This is a genomic window from Acinetobacter sp. BY419, from assembly GCF_019038395.1.
Classification (GTDB): Bacteria; Pseudomonadota; Gammaproteobacteria; order Pseudomonadales; family Moraxellaceae; genus Acinetobacter.
Window position 1 is genome coordinate 1 of the sequence record NZ_JAGFXZ010000023.1, and the last position, 14,330, is coordinate 14,330.

A 14,330-nucleotide genomic window follows, 5' to 3' on the forward strand; every position below is an offset into this window, starting at 1 on the left:
TGAGGATCAGAAAGCTTGTTTGAATCGATGTATTTCATCCGCAGATTATGCACGAATGCTAAGAAATCTGGAGTGCAAATATTAACCAAAAGAAGATCGTTTTTTGATTTATGAAAGAGATCTATTATATATCTCGATTTTAATCCATCCAGCGCATTCATTGCATTTCTATATTCAATCTTTAAAATTTGATTCAAAAAATGTATAGATTCCAAAGAGTTTAAGATTGGATAATCATAATATTTATTGGTTATCTGTTGATAAAACTCATAACTATCATGCTCCATTAAAGATAATAGTTCTTCTACTCTTTCTGTATCTTTTTCAACATATTTATCTTCGTATGCTTGAGAAATATTCTTTAAAAATTCGTGAAATATAGGAAGTTCCCGTGCATAAAGTCCATATCCTCCAGATTCATCCCTGATGTCGAAATATCTTAATTTTTTAACATTTTCTCCTAAACTGACAACTTTTTTAAATTGCTCAACAGCTAATATCAAAACATTTTCAATTGAAAAATGAATTAATTTTTTCTCTTTAAAGTAAACCAACATACTAACTGATTGTAATATATCAGTAACATTCGTCAATTCTGATTTTTCAATACTTACTTTAGCCTCTTTCACTAATTCTTTAAACTTTACATCACTTAAATTTAAGTAATGCCATAATTTATACCAAGTCGGTTGTTCTTCTTTGAATCTAAAATATGCTTCATACAATTCTTTATTAATTATTTCATCATCAATAATATTTTTATTCAAAATATTTTCCCATAATTTTTTAGAAAAAATATATTCCTTTAAGCTTATTTGATACTTTTTTTGAAATTTTTGTGCATCATCCCCAACAAAACTTAAAAGATGCTGTAATGCCCTCTTACGCTTTTCATCATCTGTAACAGGTTCTTTTTCATCGAATTTAAAATTCAAAATCTCCTTATTAAATCTTCCTTTCTTGTTTTCTAATGAAAGAATCAAAAAGGCTTTTATAACTTTTTCAAAAATTTCATAATCAAAATTTTCCTTATATTCAAAATATTCCTTTTTATAGAAACGTTCAAAAGCAAAAATTGTCTGCTTAAAAGATCTTAAATTTTTATATCCAACCTGATTAAATGTTTGTTTAATTAAATCTAATTTTGAATTTAGAAGAGTTTTTAATTCTGTACCTTCAACTTCTTGAAGAATACTCTGAATGGCTAAATCTTGATCTTCAATATAGCGAAAGGTTGCACCTATAAGTTTTTCTTTTTTTCTAGCATATTCATCATTATCTTTAATTTCTTCTTCATTCGACACAATAAGTGTTTTAATATTTTCTTGTTCTACAAAGTAATTAATATAGCCAAGTACCTCTTCTTTTTTTAACTCACAACGCTCTAAGTCATCAAAAACTAAAATGAAGTTATCATTAATTTTTAAATAATCTGGTAACTCAATTTTGGGAATCCTCCCTGAGATGCTTCCATCTGATTTACTATCACCATCTAAATCAATTTTTACAGTTGCTTTCAGTGTCCCTTTTAAAATTTGACCTGCTAATTTTGCACCTTTACTACCAAGTATTGGATGAATACTTTTAAAAATAGCCTCATCAATCAAAGAGGTTTTAGTAATTCCATTTAAGCTCACATAACAGATCTTTTTTCCCTGGTCTTCTTTCTTTTCTAGATATTGTTTTACAAACCATGTCTTCCCACTTCCCCATGCTCCGTTCAATAACACAGCATATTCGAAATTCTTTTTCCCATCGAAGTAATAGTCTAAATATTCTTCAATATGTTTGTTTGGCTCTGAAATATAGTTAGACATAGCTTAAATTTTGCTCTTTCTTAATTATGATGAATTCTTAAAATTAAAACCCAATGAAAAAAAATTCACAACATGATAAAAACAATCTATTCCTTTAGAACTTATAAAAATCCTATGAAAACTTTAAAACCCCTATTCCTCACACTCGCTCTAAGCACAGCTGCCATCACCACCCAAGCAGCTGAACCAACCACCATCGCTGCACCAAAACAAGTCGCTGGCTACTACCATCATCAAATCGGCAACACCAAAATCACCGCCCTAATTGATGGTACACACTATTTAAATCCATCTATGCTTTAAGGCTTAATCAATACAGAAAAAAGCCCCTATCTCTAGAGGCTTTTTTATAGCTGGGTCGCTTAGCCTTGCAGCACAAATTCCCAAATTACATAACCCAGTCCAAAACCAATCAGCGCATATAAGGTAATGATGAAAAATACAAAGCTGGCATTGTTTTTTCTTTTCCAAAAACTCATATCGATACCTAAAGCTGTTCCTAATGCCCCATGTTAACCAGCTTTTTATAAAAAGTGAAATACATCTAAGCATTTTATTTATAATAATATTTTTATAAAAACCAGTTTCTTTAATTTCAAAAAATCAATATACAGATTCAGATTGAATTTTTAGTACAGATGCTAAATCATCATTTCGATTTTAAAAAATGGTAAATATATTCATATTCTTTTTTGCTAACATCCGTGCTAATACATAGAATTGACTTTAATTACATAAGAATAGCCATGAAATACTTTACATCATCGCTCATCATGTCACTGCTTGCTCTAGGCACAATGGCTGGTATTTCTCAAACCCACGCACAAACCATTTCCAGCGTACCACAACAAAAGCAGGTTCCCGGATACTATCAGTACAGTTTGGGCGATTACCAGATTACTGCTCTGCTGGATGGAACCAATTATTTATCTAAAGCCTTGTTTAAAAATATTCCTGAAGCAGAGGTTAACCAGATTTTAAAAAAATATTATGTTGATCAAGCCAAAGGCATCCAGACTTCAGTCAACGCTTTCCTCGTAAATACGGGCAAAGAACTAATCCTGGTCGATAGCGGTGCTTCAAGTTGTAATGGACCCAACTTTGGATCTATTTATTCAAATTTACAGGCATCGGGTCAAAAGCCTGAACAAGTAAATACGATCTTATTAACTCATTTACATCCTGATCATGTGTGCGGGATTAGCAATAACGGCACTGCCAACTTCCCGAATGCAACAGTGTATGTATCTCAAGCTGAACTGGATTTCTGGATGAATCCCAAAACAGTAGAAAAACTACCAAAAGCAAAGCAGGCCGGCTTTTTGGCTACAGTCGATAAAATAAAGAAAGCCATCGCACCTTATCAAGCCAAGAATCAGCTAAAGACCTTCAAAGTTGGCGATAAAATCCATAATTTTGATGTGGTCAGCTCAGCTGGGCATACACCGGGCCATTTTGGTTTTAGCTTAAAATCACAAGGTCAGGAGATGGTGTTTATCGGGGATATTGTGCACTCCCATACACTTCAGTTTGATCGTCCACAAACTGCCGTTGACTTTGATGTCGACCCGAAACAGGCTGTTGAAACCCGTTTAAAATATTTTGCTGAATATGCCAAGAGTGGCCAGACGGTGGCTGCACCACATTTGCCATTCCCGGGGATTGGACATATTTATTCGTTAGATAATAAAAGCTATCAGTGGATTCCGGTACATTTTAAAGATTAATTTAAGACTCTCATAGTTTTGTTCTAGTCCAGAAACCCCAAAACTTTGGGGTTTCATTTATTTCATACATCGCTAGGCAACAGTTCTTATCTTTTCTTATTCTTCCAAGAAGTAGTTACTCTTTCATTAAATCTGATATTTCACTTAATTTTGTAAATTTTTTCTTAAAAATCATGTCACATCGAATGTGCATTTTTAGCACATATTTTTAATCCTCAATATACTGCAATAAATTTAAATATTTAAAAAACAAACTATAATTTCAAACTTTAACTTTTCTTAGCATATCTTGGTTTGGTGCAAATAAATAGCAACGTGCTTTATATCGAGTCTTATCCATTTAACGAAATTCTTCATCAAAATTCCCCTCGCTTTCCTCTCTTTTACAATCAATTTGCCGCCATATACTGATTTCTTTTTGTGATTTTATGCACCAGATTGGAACGCTCAATGCAAAATATAGACGTGTTATTTCTCCTTCTCGATGCAGTTTTAGTACTTGCCATGCATGCTGGATTTGCTTTTTCGAGCTTGGAACAGTTCGACATAAAAACCAGGTCAATGCCTTAAGTAAAATTCTAAGCGACTTTGCCATTTCTGCGATCACCTATTTTTAGTGGGCGACTATATTGCCTAAGGTCAACACTTTTTCCATGATGCTTCAACCTTGTCTGCCGATCACGGCTACAATCTGATGCGCTGCTTTTTCCTGTTGACCTTTGCCGTAGCAATTCCAGCGTATCTCGGGAGAGATTGCCAAACGCGCCAAAATGCGTTCACAGGCTTTGGCCACCCTCTTTCTGGTTGCGCTGATCTATCCTTTTTTCGAAGAGATGATCTGGAATGGCAACCTTGGTTTTCAGGAGTGGCTGACCCATACATTTGGTGCCAGTTTTCATGATTTTGCCGGCTCAGTTGTCGTTCATGCAATGGGCGACTGGATTGCACTGGCCGCAGTCATACTACTTGGTGCGCCTCATGGCCGTTACAAAAAAGATGGTCGAATCACCGCGCATCCCCCTTCATCGATTCCTTTTTTGGCTTTGGGTTCGTGGATTCTGATTGTTGGCTGGTTCGGTTTCAATGTGATGAGCGCCTTGATGCCATATCTGGACTGGTCGCTATTAACTCTTTGATGGCTATGATCGATGGTTTTTTATTATATGGCCTGCTTAAGGTCTTGCTAGGTATTCACCTGACTGAGGAAGAAGAGTTCAACGGTGCAGATTTGTCGATCCATCGTATTTCTGCCCATTCAGAAGAAAATATTTTTTTATTGATATAAGAAAAGCCTCTACGAAAAGAGGCTTTTTTAAGCATATAGTATTAAGGATTTAATGAGCTTTGCTCAAAATTTAGTGAGCGAGGTCCATATAGCAAACCCTTCTGTTGTGGCAAACGGGGGGTATATAGTAAATGACTAACTGTTCCTGATAATACATATGCTTTATCAGTAAGATGATTAGATATCTGATCTACTAAAGCTCCAACTAATACACCAACTAATCCTGCATTGCTATTATTATTAGCAAGCTGTTGTTTCTCTGTTCCTTCCCAAAGTAATTCACCTGTTTTTAGATCAACTAGCTTTGCTTCAACTGCGACTGTAGCTACAGTTTGAATTACTTGATACTTAGAACCATATTCCTTAACTTTAATATAAAGTGCCGCGTCTGCACCAAAAATTTCCTTTAATTTTTGTGGACTCACCATCTGAGCATCAGAGCCATTGTAAACACCATTTTCTTTAAACATGGTATCTACTACGCTTATAGGAAAAACATAATAACCAGCTTCTGCAATTGGAACTGTTACTGTTGACCAATAACTATAAGAGGCTCGTGTATCCGGTGATTCATTTACAGGGGGCATTACCAGAATAGATTTTGGCATATGGGCTGTATAGCTGCTCAAATCACGCGTGTTTTGAGGCGCCATAGTACAGCCTGTAAATAATATTGCTACAGTAGCTAACACGAATAAATGTTTCAAATTTCTCATTTTTTCGCTTCCATTACACTTGAACCTGTCATTTTTTGCAATAGGCGATCCATTAAAATCGTTGACTCAGGATAAACTTGTCGCTCTAATTCAAAGTATTCAGTTGCACGTATGCCATTATTAATATTCAGGTTTAATAAACCTAAATGTGCATATAGACCTGGTGGAACTGCCGCATTTTTTGCTTTCGCTTTCTCAATATCTTTTTCAAGCTTAATAATCTGCTCTTGCGGAGAAACCTTTTCTGGCACAGTTAGAAGTAAATATGTTTGCTGTGGATACTGTCCCCAGCTATATAGTGGTTTTGGTGCGCTTACACATCCGACTAGACTTAGCGAAACTAAGCCTCCCACTAATAAGAATAATTTTTTCATGATTCAAACCTATTATTTGTTAGACCATTTATTGGTTTGAATATCGAGTACAAGGTTATTCACTGCTTCACGTACAGCCAAATCTAAAACTTTCCCATTAAGTGTGGAATCATAAGAAGCTGATGAACCAAAACCTAGTACCTCTCGCTCACTAAGTCCATACTCACCTGCTCCCTGAACAGAATGAACTACTTCAGCTGTTTTTACATCTACAATATTTAAATTAACTTTGGCATAAGCAATTTGAGTTTTACCACGACCCAATACACCAAAAAATTGATGATCACCAACTTCTTTACGGCCAAATTCGGATACATCACCTGTAAGTACATAACGTGCACCTTTAATAGATTGTGATGTTTTATTAAAACCAGACTCTTGTTGAAGTTCAGATAAATTATCTCGATTAAGAACAGAAAAGTAGCCTGATTGCTGTAAATGTGTTTCTAAAATAGTCTTAGCTTGACCACCTAAACGATCAACATTGTCTGAAAAAATGCCTCGCATATAACTCGAACGGTTATCAAACTTACCAATTGATACTGGAGTTTTAACACCATTATATTTAATAGCCGCAGTCGCAGCGCTTACTTGTGGAGCTTGAATTGTTTTAGAAGTCTCTGTAGTAGAACAAGCAGTAAAAGTTAAACACCCCAAAGCAGTAATTAAGAGTCTTTTATTCGACATATCATCCCTCTGATATTTGTATTTTAAAAAAAAGGAAATAATAACAATATTAATAAACTATTAGATACAAATGTAAAACAAAATTTTAAATTATTTTACTTTTTATTTACTTCATACCAAAGATCAGCTTTAAGCCAAGTACCGTCATAACTGCGCCTGCTGCGCGATCAAATAAAGCCTTAAACTTCAAGTAAACACGACGTGGCTTTTCAGCAGAAAGCGCAACGGCCACCAGTGAGCACCAGCCAGCATCAATAAAGAAACATAAAATTGGCAAAGCAAAATAAAAATAAGTTGGAATTTCTTTCGGTAACAGCGCAGTAAAAATACTGGCCAACACAATTGCAATTTTAGGATTGGACAACTGTGTAATTAAGCCGGTGGTAAAAGCACGGCGCAAGGACATCTGTTTGGTAATGGCGGCATCTGCCTCAATCGGATCTTTGGCATGTTTAATAATTTTAAAAGCCAGCCAAAGTAAATAGAGACCACCACAAATTTTTAAAGCCAGGTATGCCGAAGGTACTGCCAGTAAAAATGCCTGCAAACCGAGTACCGCCAGCAGACCAAAAATTGCCGCACCTAAACCAGTCCCCAATGCGGTAAATAAACCATGCTGACGTGAAATCGCAATTGAATTTTTGGCCACATAAATAGAAGTCGGCCCGGGACTCATTGCACCTAACATCAGGGCAAAAGCAATCGAGCCTAAAATCCAGAATGATTCCACAAGATAACCTGACCTAAAAATTGAAGGGCTATTTTAAGCAAAAACCTGATTATTTGCTTTAATAATTTCTGTATTTACCAGAATGATTGAACGCCAGGTTTTTACTTAGCGTTTTAACTGATCCTGAGTACGTATTGACTTACCAGTTAATTGATAATCCTGATCATGAACCGGCACACCGCCAATAATCATGGTCCGGGTTTCTGTCTTAGGCTTATTCATCGCATCATCACAGCCTGACAGACTGGGCAGTACGCTGACTAGAACAAAATAGGATAATATTTTCATTATTCTACCCTCCTTCAGGGGGCTTCCTATTCTTAGAGTGTAGCACTCTTGCTTAAATAACCAGCAGCATATTTGTGACATTCTGCGTCAAAATCTATGTCTAGCTACAGGAAATGATCTATTCTAAATCCCTGATTTTTATCTCCTTCGCTATAATGGCAAAATAACTGAGTGTCTTAATTTTTATGTTTGAAACGATTGCCCAAAATATTCCTGATCAGCGGATTTTTATTAAAGATGTTTCTGTGACCATACGTCGTCTGGATCTGGTGCATCCGCAAATCTCGGGCAACAAGTTTTTTAAACTGAAATATAATTTTCTTGATGCACAAAGACAGGGTTATCAGCATATCCTGAGTTTTGGCGGTGCTTACTCCAATCATATTGCTGCAACTGCATTTGCCGCACAGCACTTTGGCTTTAAAAGTGTGGGGATTATTCGGGGGGAAGAACTTGCTCATCGACCTTTGAGTTCTACTTTAACCACCGCACAACAGTGTGGCATGCAGTTGCATTTTGTCAGTCGTGAACACTATCGCCGCAAGCAGCAACCTGATTATCTGGCCGAGTTAACAGTACAATTTTCTAGGCATTATCTCATTCCTGAAGGCGGAACCAATCCTTTGGCAATTCAGGGCTGTCGGGAAATTTTAAAAGAAGGTGATGCACAATTTGATGTCATTTGCTGTGCGGTAGGAACTGGTGGAACAATCACAGGTTTGATCGAGGCCAGTGAGGTCCACCAGCAGGTTTTGGGATTTTCAGCGTTAAAAGGTTCATTCTTAAAAGATGAAGTCGCTCAACTCACCCGCAAAACAAACTGGAATATTTTCGATGATTATTGCTGTGGTGGCTACGCCAAAATCAATGCAGCCTTAATGCAATTTATCCGGGATTTTGAAGCCGAATTTGCGATTCCACTGGAGCAGGTCTATACCGCCAAAATGCTGATGGGGATTTTGGATTTGATCGAGAAAAATTACTTTCCAGCCGGATCAAAACTGCTGGTAATTCATAGCGGTGGACTGCAAGGCCGTAATATGCCCTTTGGTTTTACGACAACTTAATTGTAAATGGGTTGATTGCTGTTTAAGGCAATGATTCCTGTGACCAAGCGGTAGATATGCCAGATAAAGACCAGAAACACGATCAGGAAACCAATCAAAACTACAGTTAACAAGCCCCCGATGATATAGCCCAGCAGACTGATCCAGAAGGTTTTAATTTGCCAGTCCACATGACTTTCCAGCCAGGTACCACGCATTTCATTACGCTTGATATAATTCATCACAATCGCAATAAATGGGGTAATACCAACAAAAAATCCTAAAATATAAAGAATATAAGTAATCAGATTATATTGTTTTAAATCATCTGCGCTTGCCATCCGCTTTTCCTTCTTATTGTGCTTCTTGAGTTTGTACAAAAACTATGCATGAGTTACAGGCAGCTTTCAAATATTTTATGTTTAAAATCTGGTGCAAATCTGCAATCCGGGAACTGATTTTTCTGGAATAGAGAAAGCTGAAATAAAATTGTCTATAATGCTTCCCTTTTCTTCTCCCTTGAGTGTGTGATGTCTTCCAAGCAATACGATGTTCTAGTCATAGGTGCCGGTGCCTCAGGTTTAATGACGGCGTATATGGCTGCGCAACGTGGGCGTAAAGTCGTGGTGGTGGAAAAAGCCAATAAGGTTGGCAAAAAAATCCTGATGTCTGGTGGTGGTAAATGTAATTTCACCAATCTGGACGTCGAACCGAGCCATTATATTTCACACAATCCGCATTTTGTGATTTCGGCTTTAAAGCGTTATAGCAATTGGGACTTTATCGGCCTGGTGTGTGAACACGGCATTGCCTATGAAGAGCGCAAACATGGACAGCTGTTCACCTTAAATGGGGCAAAAGATATTCTGTCGATGTTGCTGGCAGAATGTGATAAAACTGGTCTGGTCGATATTAAAACCAGCTGTGAAGTAAAAGCAGTGAATCCGGTCGATGATCAAGGTTTTCAGATAGCGACTTCACTGGGATATTTCGAAGTTGAGTCTGTCGTCGTGGCATCCGGTGGTTTATCGATTCCTACCCTTGGCGGTTCAGGCATTGGCTATGAAATTGCAAAACAGTTCGGACATCATGTCTATCCAACCCGTGCCGGTCTGGTTCCATTTACGTTCTCTGACGGCTTTAAAGAAGTGACCACGCGCTTGAGTGGCAATGCCGTAGAAGCAACCCTCTCTAATGAGCTTAACAGCTTTACCGAAGCGCTACTGTTTACGCATCGTGGTTTGAGTGGGCCAAGTTCCCTGCAACTTTCCAACTACTGGAATGTCGGGCAGAGTTTTAAGGTGGATTTCTTACCAAGCGTAGATTTACCGGATTTATTCAAAACGAAAAAACAGACTCAGCCGAAAGTCTTGCTGCGTACGCTACTGAATGAATATTTACCGAAAAGTGTAGTGGCTGAATTGCAAAGTCTGATTTGGGCTGAAAGCGCTGAAACCGCCATTGGTAATATCAGTGATGATAAGCTGGAACAGATTGCAACACGTCTGCATGGCTTTGAAGTTAAACCTTCTGGAACAGAAGGCTACCGTACTGCGGAAGTGACTTTAGGCGGTGTAGATACTACTGAAGTATCCTCAAAAACCATGGAAAGTAAAAAGCAGAAAGGCTTGTATTTTATTGGTGAAGTGCTGGATGTCACCGGGCATTTGGGCGGCTATAATTTCCAATGGGCATGGTCATCTGCACATGCCGCATCGGAATATGTTTAATCAATAGATGATTTGGGTTGATACTTAGTTCATTCCAGATAATCTGTCTTAAACAGGTTGAGATTTACCCTATTTTCTAAACGGTCAATCGTCAGCTGCATTTTTCGAGTCGCTTCTTGCAAATATAGCGGTGCTCTATCTGCTGAAGAGTTCTTGAGTGTATGGTGTAGTGCTTGCCACATAATGAATTGGTCCCCCCTTTTTATATTTTTAATGCAAGTGAATACCAAAAACATTTTGGTATTCACTTGCATATTATATATTTATCAAAGACCAAATTCTATTTTTTGTTACTCAGCAGAATTTTTTAGTTAAATTCGTCTGTATCAGGTATTTTCCTATCCAGCTCTCGCTCTGACTGCTCGTCCTGTTTGCTCTTCACAAAAATAAATCGATAGGCAGCAGTAAAAAAGCCAATTGTAATTCCCGCGATAACTAAAGGAGCCAGAACTTTGTTGGGTTTCTTGCTATTCATTCATTTTTCCTTATGGCTGAAAAAAATCGACCACATCAGCGTGGTCGATTCCGATTAAAAATAACAGGTTATTTCAGGTCATCTTTTTTTTGAGTAGAACGATCTATATCTACATTAGGCTCTTTTTCTCCAGTTGAACCGAATGGATTATTGGCTGGTGGATGAGTCGGATCGACTTTTACTGAATCCGGTCCGGTTTTATCTGCGTCCGGATTGACCGGATCAATCCCTAAGGATTTATCATCCTGCGGTGCAGTTGTGAGGATTGCCGGTGTAGTATGAGATAAGTCCGTACTCACAGGCGTACTATTGTCTGAATCTTGATTTGGCACGCTGCCTGCTCCTAAATGTGTACTTGAAGAATGGGTAGTACCCATTGCCGCACCTGTAGTACCTGCCATGTCTGTTGTGCTCGTACCTTGACTGCTGGTCTTGGCTCCTAATCCTGAAAACATGCTATTTTCAGCTTTTTCTTTGAACGGATTTGGTTCTTTGGCTTCTCGTTTGGCTTTATCAATCAAATCTGTGAGTACACGCTCTGCAGGTTGACGACCACCCAGACCGAAAGCCAAGGCAAATGCCACTGCTACAGCACCCAGAGTCAAGCCAAATGCCAGGTTAACAATCGAATCGGCAATGCCCATGGCACGCAGACCCATAGCCACGACCAGACCCATGATCAGGACACGAACCAGATTTGCTAACCAGCGTGAGGTGTTATATTCACCACGTTGTACGATATTCGCAACGACATTTGCCAGCCAGAAACCGATGACCAGAATCACCGCACCAAGCAGGATGTTGGCACCGAAGTAGATGAACATTGCAATCAGGCCACTAATCTGGTCAAAGCCAAGGCGGTTAGCTGCTTCAGACACCGCAAATAGCATGGTGAAGAACACGATCAGGAAACCCACTACACTTGAAAGTTTAGTTTTTCCTAAAAAGCGTTGAACATCGAGTTTTACAGGAATTTCATCAACACCTGTACCGGCAATTATATCAACAACCAGACGAGCTACCAGTTTAGAAACCACATAAGCCAGAATCAGAATCAACGCAGCAGCGATGATATTCGGAATGGCATTCATGATTTCATACAGCATAGCTGTAGCCGGCTCAGAAATAGCATTGATACCCAATGCTTCAAATGCAATGATTAGTGCAGTAATGATCACAACGGCGAAGATGAATGAACCAATCACCTGAGCTATATTCGAGTTTTTGAAGACCCCCACTTTTTCAGCCTGATGCTGTAGATTCAGGCTATTTACCAGTCCTTCCACAATACCGCGCAAAATTTTCGCCAGGATATAACCCACAAAAATGATGACTGCAGCAATAAAGATATTTGGTAAGTAACTTACAACATCGGTCAGCATGCTTTCAACCGGTACCAACAACCCGTTGAGACCCAAAATAGATAGCACGATTGGCAAGAACAGCAATAAAATTAACCAGTAAGCAATTTCACTGATGTTTTGGCTGATTGGACTGACGCCGACTTCAGCACTGAGCTTTTCATCCAGTTGCGTTCGGTCAAGCAGCTTTTGTAGCCCTATCTTGACCAGATTGGCTACAATCCAACCTATGAATCCAATTGCAATTGCACCTAGTAACTGTGGGATAAATAACAGGAACTGCTGGATCATATTACTGAACGGACCGCTGACACTGGTAAGATTGAGTACGTTCAGCGCACCAATTACAGCAATAATCAGAATAATCCAGAATACGACACGGGCGATAATGCTTTCCACATTGGAGTGATGGCCTGTCGCCGTATTTAAATGTGTATTGGTTCCCAGCTTCTGCAAGAGCTTTTTAACGCCTGCCGAAATCAGTAACGCAATGATCCAGCCAATTACTAATATGATAATTGCACTAAGAATGGGATAAAACTGATCCCAGTAGTACACGGCATCGAAGCCACCACGCGGGCTTCTCATATAATCATTCATGTTGTTCTACCCTCTTGTTATTAAGCTATTTATCTGAAATCGGAGGCATATCCCTGAAATAATCAGCCCCTTCTTCTTCCGGATTCACATTAAGATTTGATGTTTTCAGACTCAAGCCAGGTAGATGGCACTACCTTAAAACATCACTATCCATTATCCATTGCAAAAAAGCCCCAGTGGTTCACTAGAGCTTTTCAAGTATTTTCAGTTATCGAGTCGCCTGTCCATCAGTCGCGGTTGCAGTTGCTTCTGTGGCATCAGTCGCGGTTGCTTCCGTTCCATCACTCATAGTGGCAGTGCCTTGTGTAGGCTCACCGACTGGGGTCGAATTATTTGGGGTAGCAGGCTGCACATTCGGATTTGGATGTCCCGCAGGAGCATCACTCGCATCTGGCTTCATGTCAGTAAACATATAGAAAAGTAGTGCGAGTAAAAAAATACCGACCAAAATCAAGATATAAACAGGAATACGCTTCTTCTGCGTCACTTCTGCCTGATGATTTAAAGGTGGTTTTTTATTGAAATCATCGACCATCACCATCCTCACTCTTTGTTATTCATAAGTAGATTTTTAGAATAACAAGCTGTGAATAGCGCTTCTGTGACAAAACATGGTGAGATGGTGACGGGATGTAAGTCACTAATCCATCAGAAGTCTGTGGGCAATGCCAATCTAAAATAGCCGTTTGGCCGGGGGATGTTGCACGTCGACTGGGGTTTCATATTCATCTTTCAGTTGCACCCCGGAAAACTGTAACTCGCAGGATTTACGCATCAGTTCCACCAGTCGCCGGATGGCAAGCAGATAGGCTAAGCCTGCAGGCCGTACATTGGAAATACAGTTGCGTAAGGCATCATGACAGCCCCTAAAAGCATTATAAGTATAGTAAATTCCCATACTGTCCGGTGAACTCAAACCTGGCCGTTCACCAATCAGCATGACCAGCATTTTAGTCCGTAGAATTTCTGCAACTTCATCACCCAGTGCCACACGACTACCGCGGGCAATCACCAAGGGGGCAACTTTCCAGCCTTGTTCTTTGCAAGCCTCCAGCAACGCCGGAATAAAATGCGGGCTATTTTCCTCAATGGCACGTGCCGATAACCCATCTCCTAGAACGATAGCGACATCCCAATGTTCCTGATGTTCGGCTCGGTATTGCTGCAACATGGTTCTGGACTGCTCTGAAAGAACACGCCCCAGATCAGGACGTTTAAGATAAAGGTTTTTCTCTAGCGCCTGACTTTCAATTTCCAGCATGGGCAGCCCGGTTTTACTCAAGTCAGCTGTTAAGGATGCAACATCAAGTGGCTTCAGTACCGCATCTTTGGCTTGGGCATGTGCCAGCTGAAATTCCAGACTCGGTCGAGTCGGCAAGCTGCCTCCGGCCCGCCCTAAGGCAATCCGCGCATCGGTAAAGGCCTTCAACTTTTCCCAGGGATTATCTTGCAATTGAGACTCGAATTTCGCATCAGCAATCAGTTTCATAGCAG

The 14,330-nt window shown here is 39.2% G+C and carries 15 protein-coding genes and 2 pseudogenes; 5 read left to right on the top strand and 12 right to left on the bottom strand.

The window, feature by feature from the left end:
- A partial coding sequence (locus tag KUG37_RS14745; RefSeq protein WP_254202672.1) for a P-loop NTPase fold protein occupies positions 1 to 1,817 on the bottom strand: 1,817 nt, incomplete at its 3' end.
- Between the two features lie 114 nt (positions 1,818 to 1,931).
- On the opposite strand from KUG37_RS14745, the pseudogene KUG37_RS09925 reads away from it, so the two are divergent.
- The 3 genes and pseudogenes from KUG37_RS09925 to KUG37_RS09935 all read left to right on the top strand — a co-directional run.
- Positions 1,932 to 2,117 (top strand): annotated as a pseudogene (locus tag KUG37_RS09925) (MBL fold metallo-hydrolase); the annotation flags it as partial.
- Positions 2,118 to 2,563: 446 nt separating this feature from the next.
- A complete protein-coding gene (locus KUG37_RS09930) occupies positions 2,564 to 3,544 on the top strand; it encodes an MBL fold metallo-hydrolase (protein ID WP_216934738.1) in 981 nt (326 codons plus the stop codon).
- A gap of 450 nt (positions 3,545 to 3,994) precedes the next feature.
- Positions 3,995 to 4,829, top strand: a pseudogene (locus tag KUG37_RS09935) (ammonium transporter).
- Between the two features lie 41 nt (positions 4,830 to 4,870).
- Here KUG37_RS09935 and KUG37_RS09940 read toward each other — a convergent pair.
- The 5 genes from KUG37_RS09940 to KUG37_RS09960 all read right to left on the bottom strand — a co-directional run bounded on the left by KUG37_RS09940 (position 4,871) and on the right by KUG37_RS09960 (position 7,624).
- Positions 4,871 to 5,545, bottom strand: a complete 675-nt coding sequence (locus KUG37_RS09940; protein ID WP_216934736.1) for a GNA1162 family protein — start codon at positions 5,543 to 5,545, stop codon at positions 4,871 to 4,873.
- Positions 5,542 to 5,919: a DUF4810 domain-containing protein gene (locus tag KUG37_RS09945; RefSeq protein ID WP_216934733.1), complete on the bottom strand. Its 378-nt coding sequence runs from the start codon at positions 5,917 to 5,919 to the stop codon at positions 5,542 to 5,544. The genes KUG37_RS09940 and KUG37_RS09945 overlap by 4 nt, the downstream gene beginning before the upstream one ends.
- A gap of 12 nt (positions 5,920 to 5,931) precedes the next feature.
- Positions 5,932 to 6,606, bottom strand: coding sequence for a CsgG/HfaB family protein (locus KUG37_RS09950; RefSeq protein ID WP_216934731.1), 675 nt, complete (start codon positions 6,604 to 6,606; stop codon positions 5,932 to 5,934).
- A 106-nt stretch (positions 6,607 to 6,712) separates the two neighbouring features.
- Positions 6,713 to 7,336, bottom strand: coding sequence for a LysE family translocator (locus KUG37_RS09955; protein WP_216934730.1), 624 nt, complete (start codon positions 7,334 to 7,336; stop codon positions 6,713 to 6,715).
- A gap of 105 nt (positions 7,337 to 7,441) precedes the next feature.
- Positions 7,442 to 7,624 carry an NF038215 family lipoprotein gene (locus tag KUG37_RS09960; protein WP_216934729.1) on the bottom strand — a complete coding sequence of 61 codons (183 nt, stop codon included), beginning with the start codon at positions 7,622 to 7,624 and terminating at the stop codon, positions 7,442 to 7,444.
- Positions 7,625 to 7,809: 185 nt separating this feature from the next.
- Between KUG37_RS09960 and KUG37_RS09965 the strand changes: the two genes are divergently transcribed.
- Positions 7,810 to 8,691, top strand: coding sequence for a 1-aminocyclopropane-1-carboxylate deaminase/D-cysteine desulfhydrase (locus KUG37_RS09965; RefSeq protein ID WP_216934728.1), 882 nt, complete (start codon positions 7,810 to 7,812; stop codon positions 8,689 to 8,691).
- Here KUG37_RS09965 and KUG37_RS09970 read toward each other — a convergent pair.
- On the bottom strand, positions 8,688 to 9,011 hold the full coding sequence (locus KUG37_RS09970) for a hypothetical protein (protein WP_216940406.1): 324 nt from the start codon (positions 9,009 to 9,011) through the stop codon (positions 8,688 to 8,690). The genes KUG37_RS09965 and KUG37_RS09970 overlap by 4 nt on opposite strands.
- Positions 9,012 to 9,200: 189 nt before the next feature.
- Between KUG37_RS09970 and KUG37_RS09975 the strand changes: the two genes are divergently transcribed.
- The gene (locus KUG37_RS09975; protein WP_216934726.1) at positions 9,201 to 10,400 is read left to right on the top strand and encodes an NAD(P)/FAD-dependent oxidoreductase; all 1,200 of its coding nucleotides are present in this window, start codon (positions 9,201 to 9,203) and stop codon (positions 10,398 to 10,400) included.
- 29 nt (positions 10,401 to 10,429) lie between these two features.
- Here the strand turns inward: KUG37_RS09975 and KUG37_RS09980 are convergent, their stop codons facing one another.
- From KUG37_RS09980 to eutC, 5 genes are all read right to left on the bottom strand, one after another.
- The gene (locus tag KUG37_RS09980) at positions 10,430 to 10,582 is read right to left on the bottom strand and encodes a hypothetical protein (protein ID WP_216934724.1); all 153 of its coding nucleotides are present in this window, start codon (positions 10,580 to 10,582) and stop codon (positions 10,430 to 10,432) included.
- A 125-nt stretch (positions 10,583 to 10,707) separates the two neighbouring features.
- A complete protein-coding gene (locus KUG37_RS09985; RefSeq protein ID WP_216934722.1) occupies positions 10,708 to 10,875 on the bottom strand; it encodes a hypothetical protein in 168 nt (55 codons plus the stop codon).
- Positions 10,876 to 10,943: 68 nt separating this feature from the next.
- Positions 10,944 to 12,836, bottom strand: a complete 1,893-nt coding sequence (locus KUG37_RS09990) for a mechanosensitive ion channel (protein ID WP_216934705.1) — start codon at positions 12,834 to 12,836, stop codon at positions 10,944 to 10,946.
- A gap of 208 nt (positions 12,837 to 13,044) precedes the next feature.
- On the bottom strand, positions 13,045 to 13,371 hold the full coding sequence (locus KUG37_RS09995; RefSeq protein WP_216934703.1) for a hypothetical protein: 327 nt from the start codon (positions 13,369 to 13,371) through the stop codon (positions 13,045 to 13,047).
- 138 nt (positions 13,372 to 13,509) lie between these two features.
- Positions 13,510 to 14,325, bottom strand: coding sequence for an ethanolamine ammonia-lyase subunit EutC (gene eutC / locus KUG37_RS10000; RefSeq protein WP_216934700.1), 816 nt, complete (start codon positions 14,323 to 14,325; stop codon positions 13,510 to 13,512).
- Positions 14,326 to 14,330: the final 5 nt, after the last annotated feature.